26 protein-coding genes and 2 pseudogenes are annotated in these 23,360 nt (G+C 62.0%); 11 read left to right on the plus strand and 17 right to left on the minus strand.

Features of this window, described 5'->3' with window-relative positions:
• Positions 1-13: 13 nt before the first annotated feature.
• From AC3WLY_RS03355 to AC3WLY_RS03375, 5 genes are all read right to left on the minus strand, one after another.
• On the minus strand, positions 14-235 hold the full coding sequence (locus tag AC3WLY_RS03355) for a hypothetical protein (RefSeq protein WP_175959810.1): 222 nt from the start codon (positions 233-235) through the stop codon (positions 14-16).
• 96 nt (positions 236-331) lie between these two features.
• A complete protein-coding gene (locus AC3WLY_RS03360) occupies positions 332-1,930 on the minus strand; it encodes a SagB/ThcOx family dehydrogenase (protein ID WP_492310243.1) in 1,599 nt (532 codons plus the stop codon).
• Between the two features lie 321 nt (positions 1,931-2,251).
• Positions 2,252-2,518: a DUF1488 family protein gene (locus AC3WLY_RS03365; protein WP_034181437.1), complete on the minus strand. Its 267-nt coding sequence runs from the start codon at positions 2,516-2,518 to the stop codon at positions 2,252-2,254.
• On the minus strand, positions 2,519-2,704 hold the full coding sequence (locus AC3WLY_RS03370) for a hypothetical protein (RefSeq protein WP_175959812.1): 186 nt from the start codon (positions 2,702-2,704) through the stop codon (positions 2,519-2,521).
• A 535-nt stretch (positions 2,705-3,239) separates the two neighbouring features.
• Positions 3,240-3,395 carry a hypothetical protein gene (locus tag AC3WLY_RS03375; protein ID WP_175959813.1) on the minus strand — a complete coding sequence of 52 codons (156 nt, stop codon included), beginning with the start codon at positions 3,393-3,395 and terminating at the stop codon, positions 3,240-3,242.
• On the opposite strand from AC3WLY_RS03375, the gene AC3WLY_RS03380 reads away from it, so the two are divergent.
• Positions 3,394-3,765, plus strand: coding sequence for a hypothetical protein (locus AC3WLY_RS03380; RefSeq protein ID WP_492310242.1), 372 nt, complete (start codon positions 3,394-3,396; stop codon positions 3,763-3,765). The two genes, AC3WLY_RS03375 and AC3WLY_RS03380, sit on opposite strands and share 2 nt — an antisense overlap.
• On the opposite strand, the gene AC3WLY_RS03385 is transcribed toward AC3WLY_RS03380, so the two are convergent.
• The 4 genes from AC3WLY_RS03385 to AC3WLY_RS03400 form a co-directional block, all read right to left on the minus strand.
• Entirely contained in the window at positions 3,752-4,774 is a 1,023-nt protein-coding gene (locus AC3WLY_RS03385) for a hypothetical protein (protein ID WP_175959814.1), read from the minus strand. The genes AC3WLY_RS03380 and AC3WLY_RS03385 overlap by 14 nt on opposite strands.
• Before the next feature lie 115 nt (positions 4,775-4,889).
• Positions 4,890-5,717: a hypothetical protein gene (locus AC3WLY_RS03390; RefSeq protein WP_072438013.1), complete on the minus strand. Its 828-nt coding sequence runs from the start codon at positions 5,715-5,717 to the stop codon at positions 4,890-4,892.
• Positions 5,718-5,837: 120 nt separating this feature from the next.
• Positions 5,838-6,425: a tetratricopeptide repeat protein gene (locus tag AC3WLY_RS03395; protein ID WP_175959815.1), complete on the minus strand. Its 588-nt coding sequence runs from the start codon at positions 6,423-6,425 to the stop codon at positions 5,838-5,840.
• A gap of 125 nt (positions 6,426-6,550) precedes the next feature.
• A complete protein-coding gene (locus AC3WLY_RS03400) occupies positions 6,551-6,724 on the minus strand; it encodes a hypothetical protein (protein ID WP_175959816.1) in 174 nt (57 codons plus the stop codon).
• A 177-nt stretch (positions 6,725-6,901) separates the two neighbouring features.
• Between AC3WLY_RS03400 and AC3WLY_RS03405 the strand changes: the two genes are divergently transcribed.
• The 5 genes from AC3WLY_RS03405 to AC3WLY_RS03425 all read left to right on the plus strand — a co-directional run bounded on the left by AC3WLY_RS03405 (position 6,902) and on the right by AC3WLY_RS03425 (position 12,759).
• Positions 6,902-7,513, plus strand: a complete 612-nt coding sequence (locus AC3WLY_RS03405; RefSeq protein ID WP_175959817.1) for a TetR/AcrR family transcriptional regulator — start codon at positions 6,902-6,904, stop codon at positions 7,511-7,513.
• A 984-nt stretch (positions 7,514-8,497) separates the two neighbouring features.
• Entirely contained in the window at positions 8,498-8,884 is a 387-nt protein-coding gene (locus AC3WLY_RS03410) for an ectoine synthase (protein WP_072438009.1), read from the plus strand.
• Positions 8,885-8,991: 107 nt separating this feature from the next.
• Positions 8,992-10,212, plus strand: a complete 1,221-nt coding sequence (locus AC3WLY_RS03415; RefSeq protein WP_492310241.1) for an MFS transporter — start codon at positions 8,992-8,994, stop codon at positions 10,210-10,212.
• Positions 10,202-11,725, plus strand: a complete 1,524-nt coding sequence (locus tag AC3WLY_RS03420; protein WP_208457408.1) for a class I adenylate-forming enzyme family protein — start codon at positions 10,202-10,204, stop codon at positions 11,723-11,725. Before AC3WLY_RS03415 ends, AC3WLY_RS03420 begins: the two co-directional genes overlap by 11 nt.
• Positions 11,620-12,759 carry a class I SAM-dependent methyltransferase gene (locus tag AC3WLY_RS03425; RefSeq protein WP_492310240.1) on the plus strand — a complete coding sequence of 380 codons (1,140 nt, stop codon included), beginning with the start codon at positions 11,620-11,622 and terminating at the stop codon, positions 12,757-12,759. The genes AC3WLY_RS03420 and AC3WLY_RS03425 overlap by 106 nt, the downstream gene beginning before the upstream one ends.
• Before the next feature lie 41 nt (positions 12,760-12,800).
• On the opposite strand, the gene AC3WLY_RS03430 is transcribed toward AC3WLY_RS03425, so the two are convergent.
• Entirely contained in the window at positions 12,801-12,938 is a 138-nt protein-coding gene (locus AC3WLY_RS03430) for a hypothetical protein (RefSeq protein WP_233465565.1), read from the minus strand.
• On the opposite strand from AC3WLY_RS03430, the gene AC3WLY_RS03435 reads away from it, so the two are divergent.
• The 3 genes and pseudogenes from AC3WLY_RS03435 to AC3WLY_RS03445 all read left to right on the plus strand — a co-directional run bounded on the left by AC3WLY_RS03435 (position 12,924) and on the right by AC3WLY_RS03445 (position 15,312).
• A complete protein-coding gene (locus AC3WLY_RS03435) occupies positions 12,924-13,991 on the plus strand; it encodes an acyl-CoA dehydrogenase family protein (protein WP_492310239.1) in 1,068 nt (355 codons plus the stop codon). The genes AC3WLY_RS03430 and AC3WLY_RS03435 overlap by 15 nt on opposite strands.
• Entirely contained in the window at positions 13,988-14,548 is a 561-nt protein-coding gene (locus tag AC3WLY_RS03440; protein ID WP_492310238.1) for a RidA family protein, read from the plus strand. Before AC3WLY_RS03435 ends, AC3WLY_RS03440 begins: the two co-directional genes overlap by 4 nt.
• Before the next feature lie 359 nt (positions 14,549-14,907).
• Positions 14,908-15,312, plus strand: a pseudogene (locus AC3WLY_RS03445) (DUF2384 domain-containing protein).
• 42 nt (positions 15,313-15,354) lie between these two features.
• On the opposite strand, the pseudogene AC3WLY_RS03450 reads toward AC3WLY_RS03445, so the two are convergent.
• From AC3WLY_RS03450 to AC3WLY_RS03460, 3 genes and pseudogenes are all read right to left on the minus strand, one after another.
• Positions 15,355-15,810: pseudogene (locus AC3WLY_RS03450) on the minus strand (RHS repeat-associated core domain-containing protein); the annotation flags it as partial.
• A 152-nt stretch (positions 15,811-15,962) separates the two neighbouring features.
• Positions 15,963-16,499 (minus strand): hypothetical protein, encoded by a 537-nt coding sequence (locus AC3WLY_RS03455; RefSeq protein WP_492310237.1) that lies wholly within the window; start codon positions 16,497-16,499, stop codon positions 15,963-15,965.
• A gap of 3 nt (positions 16,500-16,502) precedes the next feature.
• Positions 16,503-17,504: an RHS repeat-associated core domain-containing protein gene (locus AC3WLY_RS03460; RefSeq protein ID WP_492310236.1), complete on the minus strand. Its 1,002-nt coding sequence runs from the start codon at positions 17,502-17,504 to the stop codon at positions 16,503-16,505.
• Positions 17,505-18,161: 657 nt separating this feature from the next.
• On the opposite strand from AC3WLY_RS03460, the gene AC3WLY_RS03465 reads away from it, so the two are divergent.
• Positions 18,162-18,779 (plus strand): LysE family translocator, encoded by a 618-nt coding sequence (locus AC3WLY_RS03465; RefSeq protein WP_492309151.1) that lies wholly within the window; start codon positions 18,162-18,164, stop codon positions 18,777-18,779.
• Positions 18,780-18,885: 106 nt separating this feature from the next.
• Positions 18,886-19,134 (plus strand): hypothetical protein, encoded by a 249-nt coding sequence (locus AC3WLY_RS03470; RefSeq protein ID WP_175959823.1) that lies wholly within the window; start codon positions 18,886-18,888, stop codon positions 19,132-19,134.
• Between the two features lie 57 nt (positions 19,135-19,191).
• Here AC3WLY_RS03470 and AC3WLY_RS03475 read toward each other — a convergent pair whose 3' ends face one another.
• The 4 genes from AC3WLY_RS03475 to AC3WLY_RS03490 all read right to left on the minus strand — a co-directional run bounded on the left by AC3WLY_RS03475 (position 19,192) and on the right by AC3WLY_RS03490 (position 23,346).
• Positions 19,192-20,550: an MFS transporter gene (locus tag AC3WLY_RS03475; RefSeq protein ID WP_492309150.1), complete on the minus strand. Its 1,359-nt coding sequence runs from the start codon at positions 20,548-20,550 to the stop codon at positions 19,192-19,194.
• A 240-nt stretch (positions 20,551-20,790) separates the two neighbouring features.
• Positions 20,791-21,177 (minus strand): 4-carboxymuconolactone decarboxylase, encoded by a 387-nt coding sequence (gene pcaC / locus AC3WLY_RS03480; protein WP_096475453.1) that lies wholly within the window; start codon positions 21,175-21,177, stop codon positions 20,791-20,793.
• 10 nt (positions 21,178-21,187) lie between these two features.
• Positions 21,188-21,973 (minus strand): 3-oxoadipate enol-lactonase, encoded by a 786-nt coding sequence (gene pcaD, locus AC3WLY_RS03485; RefSeq protein ID WP_175959826.1) that lies wholly within the window; start codon positions 21,971-21,973, stop codon positions 21,188-21,190.
• The gene (locus tag AC3WLY_RS03490; RefSeq protein ID WP_492309149.1) at positions 21,973-23,346 is read right to left on the minus strand and encodes a 3-carboxy-cis,cis-muconate cycloisomerase; all 1,374 of its coding nucleotides are present in this window, start codon (positions 23,344-23,346) and stop codon (positions 21,973-21,975) included. Before AC3WLY_RS03490 ends, pcaD begins: the two co-directional genes overlap by 1 nt.
• Positions 23,347-23,360: the final 14 nt, after the last annotated feature.

The following is a 23,360-nucleotide window of genomic DNA, read 5'->3' on the forward strand; positions in this document are numbered from 1 at the left end:
AAGCGTCATCGGCTCAAGACTCGAACTCGCGAAGCAGACGTTGCGCGAGAATCTTGGCGTCTTCGAGCGCGAGATCGTACTGCTCCCGATCGACATCGGTCTGGTATGGGGGATCATCGTTCGGCCCCTCGTCGGTGCGGCGCAAATACACATGACCTCGGTACACACCACGCGCAGATTCCATCACACGAATGCGTGCGAAGTGTGTTTTGGTACTGAATGTGAAATCGTCCATGATGTGATTTTCTGCACATGTTCAATCATCCTAGCACTCCGGGTGAAATCGAACGGAGAGGTCGAATCCGGACAGGATCGACGCGTGGGCTGTCCGTCAAGGCTGTCTCTCGTACGGCGGAAATTCCGACAGACGTGGATCGTCCACCGCGCCACCGACGGTGAAGTGATACAGGGATTGCCAGACATGGTCCTTCGCGCCGAGCAATGCATGCATTTCATCATCGAAAAAGCAGCCGATCCCCGTCGCGCGCACGCCGGCGGCTTCTGCTTCGAGATAGAGCGCCTGGCCAAGCATCCCGCATTCCCAGAACAAATGGCGATAACGCCATGGCTGCTTCAACGCGATTTCGAATCTCGCGATCATCCCGAGCGCAAAGCAGGAATCGGCGGCGATATCCTGGTGGCAGCAGATCAACCTTGCCGCCGCGCGCAAATCGTAAGGCAGTAGAAGATAGAGCGGCAGGTCGTCCGGCCCGGTCTTTTGCCACAGCCATTCCGGACGCAGGGATCGCTTGAGATCCGGCAGTGCGTCAGGGTTTCTTGCGAGCATATAGAGGCCCGGCTCCAGGCCGTCGACGCGATGCACCAACAGCGCCGCCTGCACCGCGGCAGGAGACGTCAGCGCATTCCACGGCGGTGTGCCGGGACGTGCCAGCAGGCATGTCAGCATGCTGAAGAAGGCCGCGTCGCCGATGCGCGTCGTGCCATCGAAATTCACGGCGCTGCGACGCTGCCTGGCGATTCGGGCGAAGCCGAGATCGAGGGCTGGCGTCGACGGCGCCGGGCACGGCTCCGGGTTCGGCGACGGTGGTTCGCGAGTACGGGTCTTGTACGTGGCGCAATGAATCGAATCGATGTCCGGCCAGGCCACATGCCCCGAACTCAGTTGATTGGCGCGCCCGTGCCATTGTGCGCTGCCCAAAGCGAGCCGCATGCTGTCGAGATCGGGTCGCGTCTCGGGGTTGCCGATCCAGAGCAAAAGATCCGGCGCCTCCGCTTCGGCTTCGCTGAAATCTTCGCGGCGGTCCACGCCAAGCAAATCGGCCACTGCATCATCCGCAGCCGCCTCAATCAATCGCGTCTGCCAGCCGAGCGCAGCTGCTGCATAACTCATCGCAGCGACGACATGGCCGCAATCCTGTTGGCAGTAGCGCCAGGCGCGCATGCCATATTTCCACGCTTCGCGCCAATGGATCGAGCTGATGCCGACCAGGATGCCACTTCCCGAAAACGCGTCGGTCCATTGCGGCTTGTCCACCGCGGCACGATGTTCAAACGCATGATCCCGGCTCAGGTAATGGTAGACGCCTGCGGACAAGCCGGGCAGGGCCGGACACAGAAGATAGCCCTCGGTCGGATGCAGATTCCCGCTCGAAGGATTGCAGCGCAGTGCCCACCGCTGGGCGCCATAGGATTTCCACCCCGACAAGCCGAGCGAGAGTTCGAACAGGATTGCCAGACTGGACAGATCGAATTCGTGCGCGGTCGGCAGGTTGCCGCAACGCAACGCGTTGTAGCGCGTGGCCAGCGTGTCCGCGGCTAATGGCAGAGCAACGCGCGGTGCGCCGCGAAACACCCGGAACGGGTCCGGCTGGGTTGCCCAGTCGAGCCTCCCGGGGCCGGGAGCGTAGAAGTCGAGACGGTGCTTGCTGCGTTCGTGATAATCAAGCAGCGCATGCCTTAACCGATCCATGTCCACCTCAGACCCGGAATACCGCATACGCACTGTACAAAACCGGATGGCTCGACGCTGAAGCGCGGCCGTCATCACGTCAGGGAATCCGGCGCGCGCCTTCCTTCAACGTCGAATTCGCCGAGGTGCGAGTGCTTGTTTTCCCCGAGCTCTTCAGCATGCGATCGACAGGAAATAGTCGCGGGCCCGCCGGACCGAGCCGTCCGTGCTCTCCGCCCGAACGATCGGCAGTCCCGACGCCCGCAGACGACTACTCACGGCCAGTGCAGGTCAGAAGGAAGGCACACGTCGGGTCGGGTGCATGCGCAAACCGGCCCCGCCTCACGAGATCATGTACCTGTTCTGGGGGCCGCCCTTGTAAAGATCTCTGGCGAGCCCCAGAATCCGGTCGCGGTTGCGGTCGAAGGCCGCCAGCAACGCGGGCTCGCTCGAATCCATGTCGGAGTTCAGTTTCGCCAGCATCGCATCGTCGACCAGAAAGGTAATCTCGCGAGCATTGTCGTAGCCCCAGAAGCACACGCAGTGTCTGGACATGTCGTAGGTGCGACTGGGATTAGGGAAGTTGAGTGCCGCGTCGATTTTTCCCATCTAACCCTCCTGGCAGATATAACGCCACTTGCTCGCGTTGACATCGAGGCGGGCATCGTTTTCGCGTCGCTTCTCGGCGCGCTCGATGTCCGCGCGCTTCAGTGCCTGGGCGCGGGACTTTTGCGCGTCGACGTAATCGTTTTGCCTGACGGACGTGGCTGACTTTACTTCGGTTTGCTTGGGCATGCCGGTTCCCGAAAAATGAATTTCAAATGTCAGGACCGTCGCGGTGACCGAATTTCGTCGTCGTCCGGCCCACAGGAGGCACGAACGGACTACCCGCGGGCTTGCCGCCGACGGCCTCTGTTGCGCACTGAACTGCCGGATCGAGCCTCGCGGGGAGGCCGGGTTGACGCACGACGTTCGCAGCTTCGACGTTCGCGCGCGGGGTCATTGTGGTGAGCGTTCTGCGGAACCCGTGCGGACAGGGGGAAGCGTAAGGAGTCGAAACAAAATCACCGGTCGCGCACATCGAACCTCATGAGAATGCGCCCTATATCATGGCCATGCAAGCGCTATCTCGCGTCAAGGGCCATCAACGGCACGATTCCCTCCAGGCCACACTACTGTCATCAACCGGACTGGGCGGCCGCCGGCCAGCATTTTCCCGGCCCCACGACCCAAACGATGCGCAGCGTGCGCGGCGGCTTGTTCAGCGTCGCGCCCAACTGTCGTCGCTGCTTCGTGGAGCGGGATCGGAATCGCATCATCGACCACGCCGTCAGTGCTTGTGGTGCAACCAGCCCATGTGATGTGCGTCAAGCCACTGAACCATCCCTTCGCCCTTGTGGTCGCGCAGGTAACGCAGCGCCAGCATGACCGCGATGGCGAGTACGACCGCCAGGCCAACTACAAAGCTAATCATTGACTGAGTCATGGCAGCCTCCTTGACAGGTCGCGACCATCTTTACATTGTAGGTGATGCACTCGCGGAAACCAGCGTCCGGCACGGCTTCTGTCCCTCAGGAAAACGAATCAGCGTTTCCCTGGCCCGGCGGTCGATGGAGGCCGGCAGCTTCGCTCCGGTTCCGGCCGATTTTCTGGTCCGCCGGACAAAAAGGGGCCGGCGTTTGGCTGGCTTCTGCCGTACGCGAAAACGAAATACCGCCGGCAAGCCGGCGGCAAAAGATGCGTCCACGGATGACGTGGCGCACCTGAGGCACTCGATCCAGCGGGCGCGGGTCATTCAGCAGCGAATGACCTGCGCAATGCTGCTGCGCCAGAGGCACCCGCTCAGTTCTGCGTGAGCGGATTCAGCGTCGTGCACAGGAAGCCCGTGCAATTCGCCGGCTTGAAATAGAACGACGCCATCACCGGGGTCGTCGTGCCGAGCGCGAGATCGCCCAGATACGCGGAGCCCTGCGCACCGAAATCGTTCGACTGCTGGACGAAGCCGGCGCCGGTCGCCTGGATCGCGGCCGACTGGTACGTGAAGGTCGGCGACTGCGTCTGGTCCTTCACGTAGACCCACGAAATCGTGCTGCCGAACAGCATCCCGCCTTTCGCGCGATAACCCTTCGCGCCTTCGCTGTTGGCCTGCGCGATGAAGTCGCTGACGTTCGACGTCGGCACCAGTGCATCGTACGTATAAGTCGAATTCGACGCGTTGTTCTTCATGTACACGTTCGCCTGCACCGATCCGACCATCATCGGGCCCACGAACCAGTAGCCCGACTGGCCCTGGCCGTTCGCCTGCGCGAGGAACGCGTTCGTGTCGGCCGGCAGGCCCGTTGTCGCATACGTATAGGTAGCCGACGAGCCGCCGTCCTTGCGATAGAGATAGCCGTATGTGAGCGGCCCTTCGAAGCGGTAACCGCTCGCGCCTTGCGCGTTGGCCTGGCCGACGAAGCCCGTCATGTCGGCGGGCGTCGACTGCAGCTGGTACGTGTAGGTCTGTGCGGTGCCGTCGCTCACGAAGATCGAGCGCGAACCGCCGTTGGACGCGTTGTAGAAGTAGTCGCCCAGATAACGATAGCCCTTCGCGCCTTCACTGTTGAGCAGCGTCAGGAAGCTCGCTTGATCCGCAGCGGTCGGCTGGGCGTCGTAGCGCAGCGTCAGCGTGCTGCCGCCCGAGCCACTCGAACCGCCGCTGCCACCGCTTCCCGTACCGCCGGAACCCGTGCCGCCAGTGCCGCCGCTTCCGCCGTTATTGCTCGTGCCCGATCCGCTGCCGGACGATGCGGGCGAGGAATTGTCGTCGCCGCCGCAAGCGGTCAGCGCCAGACAGGTCAATGCGATCAATGCAAAGGCTTTCATCTGAGTCACCTCGGAACGAAAAGGACGAACGAAGCCGATACGCGCAGATCACGCCGCACGCACGGACATTCACGTATCGGAAATCGACCGGCGGCGCACCCCCGGTCAGGGGACGTCAGTTGACCTGGAGCTGGCCGCCGCGGCCGAGGCCGCCCTTGACGTCCTGCGCCTTGTAGCTGCGCAGTGCGACGACCATCTTGTTGTACGCGTCGATGAACGCGACGACCGTCGCCTTGCCCTCCGGCGTCGACGAGAAACCGGCGAGCGCACCGCCCACGCCGCCGCCGAAACCGCCCAGCGCCGCGCCGTAGTTGGTCGCCGTCGAGCTGCCTTCCGACGCCGCGATCTGCACGGCCGAGCGCACGTCGAACAGCGTCAGCGTCACGACCGATGCCTTCGCCTGCAGGTGGCCCGCCACCGCCGCCACCGCGCCGTTGCCGATCAGCCCGCCGATCATGCTGCCGATGCCGCCGATCGGCGAATCGTTGATGACGATCTGCGGTTCCATGTAGTAGTCGGCCGCGACGCGCTGGCCCTTCTGCTGCTTCGAGCCCGCGCGGTATTCGCCCGAGCTGCGCTGCAGCTGCGTGATGCGCGACAGGCGCGCGTCGCTCTTCTGGTTGCCGATCGACGTGATCACGAAACAGTTCGACTGCTGCACCGCCAGGCGCAGCAGCGGGTCGATCGTCGTCATCTTGGTCGCGCTGCCGAACGGGCCCCACCAGTCGGCGTTGCGGCCGTCGTCGACCGCGATCGTGCCGAGCGGCGACGCGCAGCGCTGCAGCCCCGAATCGGCGCCGGCGCTCGTGCCGCCTGCCGCGGCGCCCGTCACGCCGGCGTTCTGGCCGCCGGGCGTCACCACGCCGCCGCAGCCCGCGACGGACGCGCAAAGCGCTGCAACCAGCGCACCTTGGGTGAGACGATGGGAAAGGATGGTCTTCATGTCGTTATCGTTCGATAGAGTCGTTGTTCGGCTTACGTGTCCGTACGAACGTCGATAAGCCCCCCGGCGTGGCGCGCGATGGTGGTCTCCCCGCTGCCGCCCCCGTTGCTTCCGGCCCGGTCAGTAGTACCAGTACGTCTGATTCCAGACGCCGTAGTACGGATAGCCCGAGTTCCAGTAGCCGTAATAGACGTCACGCCATTGCGTGCGCCATTTCCAGTCTTCTTCGTCTTCCTTCTTCGCCTTGCGCGCGAGCTCGAGCAGCTTCTTCGATTCCTTGTCGCCGCGGCCGGCCGCGATCGACAGCCACTTGTCCGCTTCGCGCGGATCCGAGCCCATTTCCTCGAGGCCGAACAGGTAGAAACTGCCGAGCGCCTTCTGCGCACGCAGGTCGCCGCGCTCGGCGGCGTCGCGCATCCACTTGAGTGCCTGGTAGCTGTCCTGGCGCACGCCGTCGCCGCGGAAATAACGCAGGCCGAGATCGTAGGCCGCCTTCGGCTGGGCCTTCGCGGCCTGCTTCAGCGCGACGATGCGAGGGTCTTCGCGATCTTCCGCATCGTCCTTCTTTTGGTAGGAGACCTGATCTTTAGGACGATCGGAACAGCCGGTGTCGTCGCAGATCCGCACCGTGTTGCTGGTCACGGACGGATCCTGCGCGCATGCGGCCAGCAGCAACAGCAGCCCCGGTGCGAGTAAACGGCGGTACATGGGTCTTTCCTCGAGTTTTATTTGCGCCGACTGCTGCGCGCGATCCCGCCCCGCGAGCGCGCACCGGTTTGCGCGCGGCGCGGCGAATACCATCCGCCAGCACCGACACGTAGCCCAAGGCTCTCTCAGGTTCTCTTTTCGTCTTGCATTACCACTGCACCGTCAGAAGCCGGCGAGGCGCACAGGGCGCCGCTCCGGCATTCCTTCAATTCCGCCACGGTGCCCGCTGCGGCACCGTCGAGCGGTAAATCGACGGCTGGCGTTCCTGTTTTTTCAAAGCACGCATCATCGACCGTCATTTTCCAGTTTCAAATGATACATATCGGTCTATATCATAGTCAAGACAACTTGCGAACGCATATCAAGGCCAGGCCCGCCAAGTCAGGGAGGTCGGTGGCCAGACCGGATGTGACCGAGCGGTACGATGCTAGAATGTTCAATCTACGCAGTCGGAAGGATCAAGGAGGGAACCGTTCGTGCGAGCCAGCAAACGCCAGTTGGTGGTAGATAAAGCTACCGAACTGTTCTCGAAGCACGGTTTTCACCCGGTCGGCGTCGACTGGATCATCGACGATTCTCGCGTCGCCCGCATGACGCTATATCGGCATTTTCCGAGCAAGGACGAACTGATCCGGGAAGTGCTGGTCCAGCGTTACGACCTGATCGTAGGCAGTATCGACGCGCAGTTGCAGCACGTCGCCGATCCGGTCGAGCGGGTCAAGACGATCTTCGACTGGTACGAAGCGTGGTTCAATACGCCGGCATTCGCCGGTTGCCTGTTCGAGCGCGCGTTGGCCGAATTCGGAACGGCGTATGCGCCCATCTCGGATGTCGCGATCCGCTATCGCCGCAAGATGGTCGAATGGATCGCCGAACTGCTCGCGGATCTCGTTTCGCCCGAAACCGCACAACGGCTGGCGGCCGTTTATATGATGCTGCTGGACGGTGCGACAGTCGAAGCGAGAGCGTTCAACGATTCGGCGTCTGCGGGGCGAGCGTGGCAAGCTGCGAAAGCGCTTCTGGAACAGGAAATACGTGGCGGCACCGGGCACGCGAAACATGCGGACGCCGATACGCAACGCGCGTGACGGGTTGTCCTGATAGGTAGATAACTTGCTTCGCTATGTTGTTCGCTCGAAGCAGCGGCGACCGGGTAACGCGGCAAACACGCTTTGCGGGTCTACAAAAAGACCACCTGTGGGCTCTCAGAAAAGGTGTCTTTGGCACCCTATTGAAATCAATAACTCGGACATCTTTTCCGAGATGACTCGATATCGCCCGTCTCAGAAATGACGTCCTTGGGTGCGGGAATTCCCAGAAAAGTTGTCTTTGGAAAAATCTCCCGCATAGTCACGCCGCCTCGCAGCTGATGACTGTCGTCGGCCGTCAAAAGACGTCCACACCGTGAGATCTAATGACCGAAGCTCGGCGTAGGTGGTCCTGCAGTCGCGCGCGGTCCTCCCGCCTGATCTGCCACGGCCTCAGAATTCCGCTCACGCCCTTGTCGATCGTTTCCCGGAATCTGACTATCAGTTCTTCACCCGCTAACTGCATGTCCATGGTTTCCCCCGCCAACGGAAGACGCTCAGGAAATGCGATTGTCGCCTAGGTCGTCGCGGCGAATTGCGGCACGTCAGATCCGGCCACGCCATTCGATGCCAATCACTGGAGGAACTCCGAGTTGGCCTCGGCCGGCCGTGCCCACACGAGAACGTCTTGGTACGCACCGGAAATCGCTCTGCTTGTTCGCTACGTCGCGATCGCAAGGCAGTGTCGCTGCCAGGGAACACCGCCACGGATTATGTCGGCAAGCCAGGCAACCCACAAAAAATGTAGATAAACTACATTGCTCCTGCCCAGCCTCACCCCAAACACCTCCAAGGCAGATTTACATAATCACCGGAAATTCCCCCATATCCCGCTCTTGACCAGCCACGCCATCAGCGGTTAATGTTGAAAAACTACATGATTTAGCCGGCCATTCTGTTACGGGCACTGGCTTGCTTTTTCGTGGCTTCGCTTCCGCTGAGAGCAGGACAATAATTTCTTACACAAAAGAAAGGAGTGCGAATATGTTCGTCAGGAACCTGAGAGACGTCGAAAAGGATGGGCTGCTTGTCGAATGGGGCTCCGGCACAAGCCATCGCTTGTTGACGGAAAAGGACGGCATGGGCTACGGCGTGTGCCATACGGTGGTGCGTGCGGGTACAGAATCGCTCCTGCAATACCGCAACCATCTCGAAGCCTGCTATTGCATTGCAGGCGAAGGCGAGGTCGAGGACATGAACGGTAACGTCTTTCCGATCCGCCCGGGCACCATCTACGTGCTCGATCGACACGACCAGCATTACCTGCGCGGCGGCAAAGACGGGGATCTGGTGCTTGTCAGCGTCTTCAATCCCCCACTCAAGGGACACGAACGGCATAACCTGGGGTCTGCAGAAGCGTCCGCTTACTGAGGCTCGATACGCTCATTCCGGGAGGCCCCGGGGTACCAGACCTCCCGGCAACGTCCGTAGGAGCGCGCATGCATCGCGTGCTCCGCGCAAAAGAAAGGTGATTGTTCGTGCGCGCCCAGCATCAAGCCTTTTTCCATTCGCTTTTCCTTGCCCGCCTCGCCGACCAGATTCTGTTGTTTCTCGTGCCGCTGGTCATCTTTCAGATGACAGGACGCGTGTCCTGGTCGGGCATCGCGTTTTCGCTCGAAACACTGCCGAGATACCTGTGCTTCCCGTTTCTAGGCGCGCTTTGCGACCGGTATTCGCCCACGAAACTGATGCGAGTCAGTCAGGTTCTCCGCGCGGCAGTATGCGTCGCGGGCGTCGTCGCCTACGACCTCGTCGGCGGCATCGGATGGCTGATCGCGCTGTCCGCGTTGTGCGGCATGCTGACGAGTCAGGGCATCGTTGCGCGCGAGGTGATGCTGCCGCAGATATTCAGCAACCATCGCTTCGAAAAAGTGTTGTCGTATTCGCAATTGGCCGACCAGCTTGGTCTGGTGCTCGGCCCCATGCTCGCGGCGATCCTGCTGTCGTGGTGGCGCTGGGAATTCGTCGTGGTGGCCGCGGCCGTGCTGTTTGTCACAGCCGACGTCGCGCTCGCCTATTGGCAAAAGGCCAGCGCGTTCGAATTCGTGATGCCGGAAGGGACGCACGGCACCTGGTTCACGCCGATCAAGACGGCCTTGTCTCACGTCATCCGTCTCCCTGGCCTCAAGTCCGTCATCATGTTGGCTGCCGCGGAGAACCTCGTGATCGGCGTCACGCTCGCGACATCCGCCGCGATGGTCACCGGCTTTCATCACGAAAGCGGACGCTATTACGCAGGACTGCAAACGGCAGGCGCGTGCGTGACGATCGCGATTCTGCTGATGACGGCGAGGTTGCATGTCCCGAGGCGCGTCCTCGGCCTCGTCGGCTTCGGTTCGATCTGTATCGGCGGCGTTATCGCGGCAGCCAGCCCGGGAATTGCAGGGTACGTTTTCGGCTTCCTCCTGATCGTCGGATTCGACAAGATGTTCAACGTGTACATCCGGAGCACGCGGCAGAAGATCATCCCCGCGCGCGACTACGGCAAGACGACGGGAGTCGTCATCCTCCTCAACAACATGACACAGCCGCTCGCGGGCGTCGCGGTAGGCGCGTTCTCGACGCGTTTCGGACCAGACACGGTAATCATGGTGCTATCCGTGTGCATGGGTTGCCTCGGGTTGCTGGTCTCGCTCGCGCCCCGCATTCGAAAAGGCCACAGCCCCTCGCCGGCCTCGGTGTCCTCACATGAAGGCTGATGCCATGATTGAACGATTCCCGCAATACTTCGAGCGCAGCGCGAGCAGCCGGCGAGACAAAGTCGCGCTGGTGGTCGACGGACGTTCGGCAACCTACGGCGAATTGCTGGACGTGATGTTGACGATAGCCGATACGCTTCACCGTCTCGGCATTCCCGCCGGCGCGCGCGTCGCGATCTATTCGGAGATGTCCGTGCATGCGGTGGCGGCTGCATTCGGCATCCTGAAGGCCGGATGCGTACTGGCATGCATCAGGCACACGATCGACACCGCCGAACTGGAGCAGCAGATCGCGGATTGCGGCGCCAGCGCGCTCGTGGCATCGCGATCGACCTCGCCCCGCATCGCGTCCCGTCATCGCGCGGTCACGATCGACGCGACCCGCGGCGACCTGTCGGAATATGTCGTCTGCTTCGCGGCCGACGGCGCATCCGAAGCTGGCAATCCCTCCATGGATGACGCAGCAACGATCTTCTACACATCCGGCTCGACCGGCGATTCGAAGGGCGTGCTCGTCACGCACCGGAACATGATTGCCGCGTTCCGCTCGGTCTCCGGCTATCTCGCCAATAGCGAACGCGACATCGTGCTCAGTTTCTCCCCGGGCTTGAGCTCGGACTACGGCTTTTACAACACGGTCATGCCGCTGCTGTTCGGGGGCCGTGCCGTGGTCGAGACGGCGTTGCCAGCTTCAGCCGCCGCCATCGTCGACATCATCGAGCGACACGGCGTAACCGGCCTGCATGTCTTTCCGCCGGCGCTTTTCCGTCTGTGCGAATCGGGCGACCTGCCTGCCTCGAGACTGCAATCGCTGCGGTATGTCTCGACCAGCGGACAGGCGTTGCCCGGCAAGTACATTCGCCTGCTCAGGCGTGCGCTGCCGGCTGTCCTGATCTACTGCAACTACGGTTCGACCGAGTGCAAACGCATCGCCTACCTGCCGCCCGCCGAACTCGATCGACGTATCGGCTCGGTCGGCAAAGCCATTCCGGGCATCAGAACCTACCTCGTCGGCAACGACAATGCGCTCGTGGTCCAGCCCTGGCAGGTCGGTGAACTGGCGGTAGCCGGCGATCTGCTGATGGAGAAATACTGGGGGCGCGAAAGCGATACCGCCCGCGTCATTCGCAAAGGATGTTTCGGTGAATCGCGCGTGTTCATGACCGGTGATCTGTTCGCGATGGACGAGGACGGATTCCTGTTCTTTCAGTGCAGGAAGGGCGACCTGTTCACTCGAGACGGCGTGCCGGTGAATCCGCGCGCCGTCGAGCGGGTATTGCTCGACCACGAATCCGTTGCGGAAGCGCTCGTCGTACCGGTTTCTCGGTCAGACGGCGCACGCGTCCCCAAAGCCTATGTCGTTCCGGCTGCGATATCTGCGGCCAACGCAATCGAGCTGCTCGATCATTGTCGCCGCCATCTGGATTCCGCCGCGGTTCCGGCAAGCATCGACTTCCTGCGAGCGCTGCCAAGAACGTTCGGCGGCAAGGTGTCCGCCCAGGGTTTGAACTGATACCACATGCGAAGAGGCCAACCATGACGTCAAGCGGAATCGAGGACGGCGCGGAGCAATACCTGGAAAGCGCGCCGATGATCCGGATGGCAAGTTATTTTCACAGCCTTGCGACGGGCGCGACGCAGGTGCCGAAGCAATCGGTCGCGAGCCGCATCCGCCATTTGCTGCGCGATCCGGACGTGCTTGCGTATCACGACCTGATGGTCGCCGAAGCCGGGCCGCTGTTCACGCATTTTCTTGCCAGCGTGCCAGCCATACTGGAGGAAATGTCGCGCGTCGGCGTCGCGCTCACGCGGTATTCCGAACGTCGCAGGCAGCACGCGGATCAGCACTTCGAGTTTTACGAAGTCGATGCCTTCGACGGCACCAACGGCAGAACGCTGGCAAAACGATCGAACGGCCTGATCCGCACTTTCACGAACTCGCCCAATCCGGCCAACGAAACGGCGTTCAACCAGTTCGCCAATCACGACTTCTCGACGTTCCACCCGCAGGCATTCGCCCACGTCACCCCTCGGCTGTTCCGGGAGCATGCGCGCCTCGACCGCTTCTCCGGCACGTTCGACTACATCTACGAGACTGCCGCATTTCAGTTCTATGGCGTGGATCGCGCGGACCAGATTCGTCATGTCGCGCGTCTGCTCAAGCCGAACGGATTGATCTTCTTCCTCGAGAAGCTCAACTGCGATTCGCTCGACGAGTACGACAAGCGCGAGAGCGTCAAGGACGAACTGCACAAGAGTCGTTACTTCAGCCGCGAGGAAATCGACTGGAAGCGCAACCAGATGCTTTCGCAGATGCAAAACGGACAGGTGACGTTCGATACGCTCGTCGCGTCGATCCACGAGCAGTTCGAACATGTCTATCTGCTCTGGAACGGGACGAATTTTCACGAGTTCGTCGCCTCCAACGACGCACGATCGATCGAGGAATTCGTCTCGCTGCTCGGCGAACCCTGCATCGAGCCCGTGTTCTGCTTCGATCACCCCGTACCGCGCAGAGTGGCCGGGCCGCGAGGAGACGCGACGTGATGCAGCTGCATGATGACCTCCTGTCAATGGATACGATCCGGTCATGCGTGGACGGGCTCGAACTCGAGCGCACGCAGATCGGCCGACGCATCGAACAACTGCTCCCGCGCTGGCAGGCTCGCGCACAGGCGGCCGATCAGTTCGCGCGCCTGTCGCCCGAGACAATGGCCGAACTGCACGACGCCGGGCTCCTCCACCTGCTGACACCGCGCCGCTACGGCGGATTGCAACAGGACTTCCCGACACTTGTCGAAGCTGCGCGGCTCGCAGCCACCGCGTGCGCGTCCACGGCCTGGATGTTAAGTGTCGTCGGCGGACATGTGACGACTGCGGCGCGCCTGCCCGCCGCCTGTCAGGACATCATCTTCGCGAACGGGCCGCGACAGCTGTTCGCGACGGCCACGGTTCAGAACGGCACGTTCGTCAGGGACGGCAGCGGATTCCGGTTGAACGGCATCTGGCGCTACAGCTCGGGCATCGATCACGCAACCTGGGTGATCGTCTCGGCACGACTCAGCGGGACGGACGCACCGGAGGCCCAGGAGATCTTCAAGGTCGTGGTTCGACGCGAAGACGTCCGTGCGCTCGACACGTGGCACGTGTCCGGCATGCGCGCGACAGGTTCCAGGGATATTGCATTCGACAATCTGTACGTATCGGACGAGTGGATCTTCGCTCGTTCGAACTATTTTGGCCCGCATCCCGCCGGCGCCGACCTGCATCCCGACGCGTATCTGTACGACGTGCCGCTCATCCCGTACAGCACGACGTGGATCATCGGACCGATTCTAGGCTGCGCACAGGGCGCGTACCGGCACTGCATCAATACGCTCCGCAGCCGCGGTAGAAGCTGCGACGCGATGCTTTGCGGGCACATCGCGAAAAGCGACGCGGAGCTCACCTGCGCGGGTCGTCTCTACGACGCGCTGGTCCGCACCTTGCACACGGCCGGCACCGCGCGGCGCGCGGTGTCGCCTGCCGAGACGGTCCGCATCAGGCGTGATCGCGCATTCATCGCGCAGCTTTGCGTCGACGCGATCCGACGACTGATCGGCAGCATGGGCACCGCCGCGGCATTCGACGCCCATCCTGCACAACGTCACTGGCGCGACCTGCAGGTCATGGCATCGCACATCGACGTCGGCTGGGACGCGGCGGCTGTTGCGTATGGCGGCCACGCGATCGCGCATTCGACGGGCACCTCCCGCGATTCCCCGCCGGTGTATCAATGAATACCACAGCGCCGGACGACGAAACGGAGATGATCGACATGAACCGGGACGCGATATTCCGCGGAATTGCCGATGCGCTGGGACTCGCCGTAGACGACGACTTTGGTGCGGCCGGGCGGTACGCTCCGCTCATGCGCTGTGACAACCAGATCTTCGTCAGTGGACAAATTCCGAAGCTTAACGGCGAAATCGCCATTCGCGGTTTGATCGGATCGGAAGTGTCGGTGGACAATGGTCGGCGCGGCGCGATGATCTGTGCCGCACGCTGCATCGCGCTATTACAACGGTCACTCGGCACCCTCGATCGGGTCCGGGCAGTTCCGCGCATCGGCGTCTACATGCAAAGCGACCCTGCATTCGAAGAACACAGTGCCGTCGCCGATGGCGCATCGGAGGTGGTGTATTCCGTGTTCGGCGAAGCGGGCGTACACGCCAGAACGTCACTCAGCGCATTCCGGCTGCCTCGATACGCTGCGGTCGAAGTGGATCTGGTTGCATTCGTCTGGCAGGATTCCGCTGAAGGCGGCCTCACGGCGAGGGGTAAGGCGCAGACGTAAAATTCCAAAAATTGCGCGGGTTAAAGCGGATTATTCCAAGGCGTTTTCATCATCAATTCAAAGACAACTTATTGAGACTGCGGACATCTTTTCTGAGAGACAACAACAACTGTGGGCTCTCAAAAAAGGTGTCTTTGGCACCCCAGACAGATCAAAGACTTGGACATCTTTTTTGAGAAATCTACATGCCTCTCGTCTCAGAAAAGATGTCCGTAGCCCTGGGAATTCTCAGAAAAGTCGTCCTTGGAAATATCGCGGCCCGGCCTAGGTGTCTCGACGGTACTTGGCGACCAGCGGCGTCATGGATGAGCGTTTCAGTGGCTATAAATGTGCAAATAGCGTGCGTCGAGTAATCTGCCATGAACCATGATCTGATCCCAAATTCAGCGCCGCCCCTCAGTTTCGATCAGTTCATGACGTCTTTGAGAGACTCAGAGAGTGCCGCGCCGATCGTCTCGGCGCGACGCTTCGTGACTGCTCTGCATATCGATATGCAAACACTCGCACGTCTGGTCCATGTACACCGCAATACGGTGAGCCGCTTGGCTGGTTCCGAAAGCGCGCAAAGTACCTTCGAGACGCCCTCCGGGTCATCCGAGCTGCAAACCGATATCTCCGGAGACGTACGAAGCACGCTGTTTTGGTATCGCAATGAACCGCTGCCAACCTTTGATTACAAGACTGCTGAACAGCTCGTTTCCAAAGGGCGCACTGAAGACATGCTGCTATACGTCACATCGCTCGGGGCTGGCGCGGCTGGATAGGTCAGGTGCACACGTTGCGGATCTGCAAATTCACGGCTACTCTCATGTTGTAGCCGACGGATGCGCGGCCCTAGAAAATAGGGAGCGGGATTTACCGGATTGGGCGTGATCCTGCGGTATGTTCCTGTCCCATCTCCTCAAATTCCTGCCTGATGAGCCGGCATTTTCTTTTTCGCGCTCATTTAACCGTAGGTCTACCCGGAAATTGCGTATCTCGGAGCCGATAGTGTCGGCAGGCCATAACCACGATCGGCCAATGTCCCAGCCAAACAGCTGATAGCCCTCCAGCGATACCCCGATTGCGGCCCCTACTCGGGCGGCCCCCAAATTGAAGATGAATTTCCCATAGCGGTCGATATAGCTTGAAGGGTTTCCGCCCACGTAGGCATACAGATTAGCCCCACCCGCCAACCCGATCAGATCCTCGGCCACAAACCGACTGAAGGCAGGGCGATAATAGCGCGCCCGGTAGTAGTACAACGCAGTGCAGTCGCCTTCCTGCCCCGTGTACTATACCGCATTGATATTCACCTCGCCGCTCGCCGTCGTGTTGCCGTAAAGCTCATACGAGCGGCTTATTTATTGGGGCGCCGCTCACTCATTAACTCCACGGGACCACAACACGAGGAGTTTTGTAAAATAATTATATTTCACAATTTATCCACAACTGTTACTTTTCCAAGCGGAGCCTCCCTAACCTCAACCCTGATGTTGTATTGACGCACATATTGGTTAATTATTTTAATTAGCTCATCGAAATTCACAAACCGCTCCGAGAAAAATATCTTTCCGGACGGCGTCAATCTGAACGCAGGTTTTTTTAACGGAAAAATATTGAGTGCGCGAACGGACTCCCCGGCGCGCCCAGAGACGGGAAATGAGGTTATTTTACTTATATTATCCCATGACAAACTTTGATATTCTACACCAAATAACACTCTATGTATTCCATCATCGCCCACCTCGACATTCGCTATAATATTTACAATAATAATTACTGAGAAAATTATTAATATCGGAAAAAGGATTGCAAAGGGAACTGAAATTTTTTTATTTGAAAACGCGAGCACTCCGATAGTTGCCGTGATGATGATCATTGCCAGTAGCAGCACAACGAAAACGGCATTCCGGCATTTTAATTTAAACACGAATCTTTTTTTTAAAGATTTATCTTCGGCGTGTTCCATAATTTACCTCGACCTAAACCCATGCGCTGCGCCGGGATCCGTTGCCGCGCCAACAACTCCAAATGCTCCGGTAAGGGCTGTGAACGCGTTTGAAATTGCAGTTCCGAACGCTGCCTCCCCTCCTGCGCCTACGAGAAAGGCCTCTGCGCTCATCATAGGGGCAAGCCCTCCAATCGCCGCTCCCCAACCGACTCCGTCACCTATGCATTTGTGCGCCAATGCGTTGCCTAGCATGGTCGATGCCGCGCCGGCGATAGCGCCCATTGCTCCATTTGTTGCTGTTACTGTAAGCATGCCAGCCACCCCAGAACCAACAGCTGCTCCGGCGGCCTCAGACGCATACGGTGCGGCTACTCCGACCACTCCGCCGACGACTGCTCCAGCGACCAAACCCCATCCACCTCCGGAGACGTACCCAGCTGTGCCTCCAGATACAACCCCAATCGCTGCTCCGGCAATCCCGAATAGTCCGCTCGGATCGACGTTGCTTATAGGATTGCCCTTTACATAGGCATATAAGTTCGCGCCTCCATTCAAACCGATCGGGTCTTCGCTCAAGAAGCGTCCGAGAACGGGTTGATAATATCTCGCTCGGTAGTAGAAAAGGCCCGTGCCGTCGTTCTCGCGTCCGGCGTATTGAGCGCTATTACTGCTGGTTTCGCCCGTTGCGGACGACTTTCCGTACGGTTCGTAAGCATAGGATGTCTTGAGCACACCGCTCGTATCCGTGAGCGCGACCGTGCTGCCCAACGCATCGGTGATGAAGCTCCGAGCGCCAAGGCCATCGATTCGGCTATAGATTTCGTCTATGCGGAGGCCGCTGAGCAAGTTCGCAGTGGGCGTAGCCCCTGCCAATTCCTGCACCGCGTTCGGTCCATCATAAAGGAAATTCGTTGCAGTCCCATTGACCGTCTTCACAGTTCGCCGTCCGATCGCGTCGTAGACAAAGCTCGCAGTCGCCGTCCCAGACAGGGAGGCTACCTCAGTAGTCAGTGCCCCGCTCATCCGGGTCGAAAGAACCAATCCGTCCTAGATGGGTTGGTTTTTTCTTTTCTGTCGAATAGGCAGTTCTCCTAAATCAATAGGTTGATGGGGAAATGTATTTTTCGCGTGGCGCTACCGATCGAGCCTCGCAACCAATTGGTCCAGCAGCGTGACCTCGTCACTGTTCAGGCGCGTCGATGGCCAATATGTGGCTCATGTCATCGCAGGCATGCCACTTAAGACGAACGCAGTTGGAGGAGACCTGGCCGAGTTACGTCCTGCGTAGCTTAGCGTTAGCCGTTCGCGCTCCCCGCTCCTGCCTCTACCGATAAACGTTCGAAGTGAAGTGGCGGTTGAGTGCCCGCAGTGCGACAACAACGACACGATGATGCCGATCTAACATTGCGTCAAAACCCCACACTGCCAAATATTAACCTGCAGATTCTCGCAGAGCGAGTCAGATCTCATCCCCAACGCTTGGGACGCCGTCTTTTATTCAAAGACAACTTATTGAGACTGCGGACATCTTTTTTGAGAGACAACAACACCCACCTCCCGAAAACCACCCCCGCCCCTCCCCCGTACCGGCAATCGCCAACCTAACTGTACCGGTACTGTACTGCAAACCGTCGCTAAACTGACCTCCATCCCAGTCCAGAACCGAATGGAGAATCCGCGATGGAATTCCTCACCCTGAGCGCGCTGCCTGCCGGCATGCTGTTCGCGCTCGTCACGTCGATCACGCCCGGCCCGAACAACACGATGCTGCTCGCATCCGGCGTGAATTTCGGTTTCCGCCGCACGATGCCGCACCTGTTCGGCATCAGCATCGGCGTCGCGATCCTGATGCTTTGCGTCGGCTTCGGCCTCGGCGAAGCGTTCAAGCGCATGCCGCTGCTGTACACGATCCTCGAAGCCGCGAGCGTCGCGTACCTGCTCTATCTCGCCTGGCGCATCGGCACGTCGGGCGAAGTGAAAGCGCACGGCGCCAAGCCGCGGCCGATGACGTTCATCGAAGCCGCCGCGTTCCAGTGGGTCAACCCGAAAGCCTGGATGATGGTGCTGACCGCCGCGACGACGATCCGCCTGTCCGCCGACTACGGCATGAACGCCGCATGGATGGCCGTCGTGTTCATCCTGATCGGCTTTCCGTGCATCAGCCTGTGGGCCGCGTTCGGCCTCGGCCTGCGCCGCTTCCTGTCGAACCGCCGCGCGTTGCGCATCTTCAACGTGACGATGGCCGTGCTGCTGATCCTGTCGCTGTATCCGCTCATCGCGCACCTGCTGCCGCAGTGAGCGCTCACAGCGCGCCCGTTGAGATTCATGTGATGCAGGCGTACCCTTTCGGTACGGGCGCGCGCAGCCGCTTCGCGGTCGCGCCGCTGCTGCCGGGAGAAAGCCGATGAAACCCATGCTGAGGACGGGCGAGCATATCGAGGGGATGCACTGGATCGCCGAGTATCGCCCGCTCACGCACGACATCCGCGTGCTGCGCGAGAACATCGAAGTCGGCACTTACTGCGCGCCGCCCACGCTGTTCGGCGACGAGGAAGAGATGGGCGCCGCGAACCTCGCCGATCATCGCGGCCGGGAGGCCGCGCTGCGCGCGTATCTGCGCAACTTCGTCAAGGAACACGACGCGGAGGAATAGCGGCGCGAATGGCGCCGTTCGCAAAGGGCCGGAGCATCGCACCGGCCCGCGCTGCGCTCAATGCCCGAGCGATTCGATCTTGCCTGCCGGCTGCGCGACGCCATGCGGCCGCGCCATCTGCTTGATCAGCAGCGCGACACACGCGAGCACGCCCGCGACGGCGATCGTCGCGAACACGCCCGCGAACGTGAAGTGCCGGCGCGTCAGTTCGGCGACGAGGAACGACCCCGCGATCCCGCCGAAGCGGCCGACGCCGAGCATCCACGCGACGCCGGTGCCACGTCCCTCGGTCGGATAGAACGCGGCGGCAAGCGCCGGCATCGACGATTGCGCGGTGTTCATCAGCACGCCGGCCACGAACACGACCAGCACGAGCAGCTCGACGTTGCCGGCCGCCTGCCCGATCGCATACACGCTCACCGCCGTCAGTGCATAGCACACGGCGATCACGCGGTTCGCGTTGAAGCGGTCCATCAGCACGCCGCACAGCACGGCGCCCACGCCGCCGAGCGGGAACAGCGCCGAGATCAGCGTCGCGCTCTTCGGCGTCAGGCCGGCATCCTTCAGCAGGATCGGCATCCAGTTGATCGACGCGTAGAAGATCACGAGGCCCATGAAGTACGCGATCCACAGCATCGCGGAGCCGACGATGTACGAGCGCGACAGCACGACGCCGAGCCCCTTGCCGCCCGTCTGCGGCGCGGCTTCGGTCATCGCGAACGAGCCGGCATTCAGCGCGTCGCGCGAGATGCGCGCGAGCGTTGCGCGGATCTTGTCGACGGCCTGGCCGCTCGCGACCATGAAACGCACCGATTCAGGCATCTTCAGCAGCAACAGCACGCCGAGCAGCAGCGGCGTCACGCCGCCGAGCATCAGCACGCTGCGCCAGCCGAAATGCGGAATCATCCACGCAGCCAGGAAACCGCCGAACGCGGCACCGAGCGGGAAGCCGCAGAACATCAGGTTGATCACGGTCGCGCGGCGCTTGTCCGGGCAGAATTCGCCCATCATCGTGACCGCGTTCGGCATCGCCGCGCCGAGCCCGACGCCGGTGACGAAGCGCAGGATCGTCAGGTGTCCGATGGTCGTCGAGAACGCGGACACGAAACACGCGACGCCGAACAGGAATACCGAGCCGAGCAGCAGCGAGCGGCGCCCGAGCCGGTCGGACAGCGGGCCCGACACGAGCGCACCGCACGCGAGGCCGAACAGCGCGGCGCTCAGCACGGGCGCGAGATCGGGCTTGGTCAGGTTCCATTCGCCGAGCAGCGACGGCGCGATGAAGCCGATCGCGGCCGTATCGAAGCCGTCGAGCAGCACGATCACGAAACACATGAGGAACACGAGCCACTGAAAGCCGCCGAACGGCTGCTCGTTGATGAAGGTCTGGACATCGACCGTGGTTGCGCGATTCATCGCGAGTCTCCTGTGTCGACCGGAGTTGGCGCTTCAGCGTTTACTCCGGTCCCATATATGTATGAGCAATACGGCATGGCAGCCGCGCCCTTCCTTTGTTCGCCCACCGGCCATCCGGTGCGCCGCGCGCCGATGCTCTGCCGGCGCGTTCATCGATCCCGTCGTCGACGGCACGCTTGCGACAGCGGGCCACACGATCGGTTGCGGTCGCCCTCAGCCGGCCGCTCCTGACCGGCCGTCTTACGCGGCCTCGTCCTGCTCCTTGAAGATCTTGTCCGCGAGATGGAACGCGGAATTCGCAGCCGGCACGCCGCAATAGATCGCGGTCTGCAGCAGCACTTCCTTGATCTCGTCGCGCGTCACGCCGTTGTTGCGCGCGGCGCGCAGATGCAGCGCCAGTTCCTCGCCGCGGTTCAGCGCCACCATCATCGCGATGGTCAGCAGGCTGCGCGTATGGCGCGGCAGGCCGTCGCGCGTCCAGATCTCGCCCCATGCATAGCGCGTGATCAGGTTCTGGAATTCGTCGGTCACCTCGGTGCGGTTCTCGAGCGAACGGTCGACGTGCGCATCGCCGAGCACCGCGCGGCGCACCTTCATCCCTGCTTCGTAACGTTCCTGGTCGTCCATCGCCGGTGCCTCACGCAGTCAGGAAATCGAGCAGCGCGCGGTTGAAGCCGCCGGTGCACTCGATGTTCGAAATGTGCGCGGCGTCGAATTCGACGTGAAGCGCACCGGGAATCGCGGCAGCCAGCGCACGGCCCTGGTCGGGCGGCGTCGACATGTCCTTCGCGCCGGTCACGACGAGCACCGGCAGCGTGATGCCTTTCACCTCTTCGCGCAGGTCGGCCGCGTTCAGCGCGTCGCAGTTCGCCGCGTAGCCGTCCTTGTCGGTATGCACGAAGGTGTCGCGGATCGCGTCGAACAGGCGCGGCTCGCGTTCGACGAACGCATCGGTGAACCAGCGCGGTAGCACGGCGTCGGCGAGCGCGGCCATGCCTTCGGCGCGCGCCTTCTGCGCACGCGGCGCCCACACTTCCGGCGAGCCGATCTTCGCGGCGGTATTCGACAGCACCGCGCGAACGATGCGCGACGGGTAGCGCGCGGCCAGCGCGGCGCCCGTCAGCCCGCCCATCGAGATCCCGCAGAAATGCGCGCGCGCGATGCCGACGTGGTCGAGCAGGCCGATCACGTCGCCCGCGAGCTGGTCGATCGTGTACGAACCGGCCGGCGCGTCGGAATGGCCGTGGCCGCGCGTGTCGTAGCGCAGGATGTTGAAGTGCTGCGTGAGCGGACGGATCTGCGGCGCCCACATCTGCAGGTCGGCGCCGAGCGAGTTCGAGAAGACGAGCCACGGCGCGTCGTCGCGCGCGGCACGGTCGATCCGGTAATGCAGTTTCACGCCGTTGACAGTGGCGAAAGGCATCAATGTTCTCCTGGTTGGGTCGTGCCCGCATGCAGCGCGAGCACGGCGTCGACATAGGCCTGCGCCTCGCCGACGTAATGTGCGGGATCGAGCAGCCGCGCGAGCGCGTCGCGCGACAGGTGGGCGGACACGGCTGCATCGGCGGCGAGCACGTCGAACAGCGTCGCGCCGGTGCGCACGGCTTCCTTCGACGCATGCTCGACGACATGATGCGCATCGAGCCGGCCGATCCGGTCGCCGAGCGCGAGCATCACGGCTTCGCCGAGGATCAGCCCGTGCGTCAGGTCGAGGTTCGCGGCAAGGCGTTCGGTATTGACGTCGAGGCCCGCGACGATCTGCGCGATCTGCGCGAGCGCGCCGCCCGTCAGCCGCGCGAGGTCGGGCAGCGCATCCCATTCGGCCTGCCAGCCGCCGAGCGCGCGCTCGTGCTCCTGGACCATCCCCGCGAACACCGTCGCGACGAGGTTCGGCGCGCGTACGGCGGCGGTCAGCACGGCCGCGCAGCCGACCGGGTTGCGCTTGTGCGGCATCGTCGACGAGCCGCCCTTGCCGGCGGCTACCGGCTCGCCGAGTTCGCCGACTTCGGTCTGCATCTGCAGCGACACGTCGCGCGCGATCTTGCCGAGCGTACCCGTCAGCATCCCGAAGCATGATGCGGCTTCCGCGATGCGGTCGCGCTGCGTATGCCACGGCACGGCCGGCACGGCGAGCTTCAGGTCGGCCGCGAGTGCGGCCGTGACGCCACGCGCGTGCTCGCGCAGGCTCGCGAGCGTACCGGCCGCGCCGCCGAATTGCAGCACCAGCATGCGCTCGCGCAATTCGGCGAAGCGCGCGCGATGGCGCAGCAGCGCATCGAGCCATTGGGCGAATTTCAGGCCGAGCGTGATCGGCAGCGCCTGCTGCAGCCAGGTGCGGCCGATCATCGGCGTCGCGCGATGCGTGCGCGCGAGCGCCGCGAGCGATGCGCACGCCTGGTCGAGCATCGGCTCGAGCACGTCGAGCGTGTCGCGCAGCTGCAGCACGGTGGCGGTATCGATGATGTCCTGGCTCGTCGCGCCCCAGTGCACGAATTTCGCGGCCTCGGGGTCGTCGGCCTTCACTTGCGCGGTGAGCTGCTTGACGAGCGGAATCGCGAGATTGCCGCCAAGCGCCGCGCCGTGCGCGAGCGCGTCGGCGTCGAGCCGGCTTGCGTCGCACGCCCGTTCGATCGGCGCGACCGCGGCGGCGGGAATCACCTGCTGCGCGGCGAGCGCGCGCGCGAGCGCGGCCTCGACGTCGAGCATCCGCTGGATCGTCGCGCGCGGCGACCAGATTCGGTTGAGCGGCTCGGTGCCGCAGATGAGGGAGGTCAGGCGGGCGCTGTCTTCGAGCATGGCATCAGATTGGG

The organism is Burkholderia sp. FW306-1C-G01B (assembly GCF_058781685.1).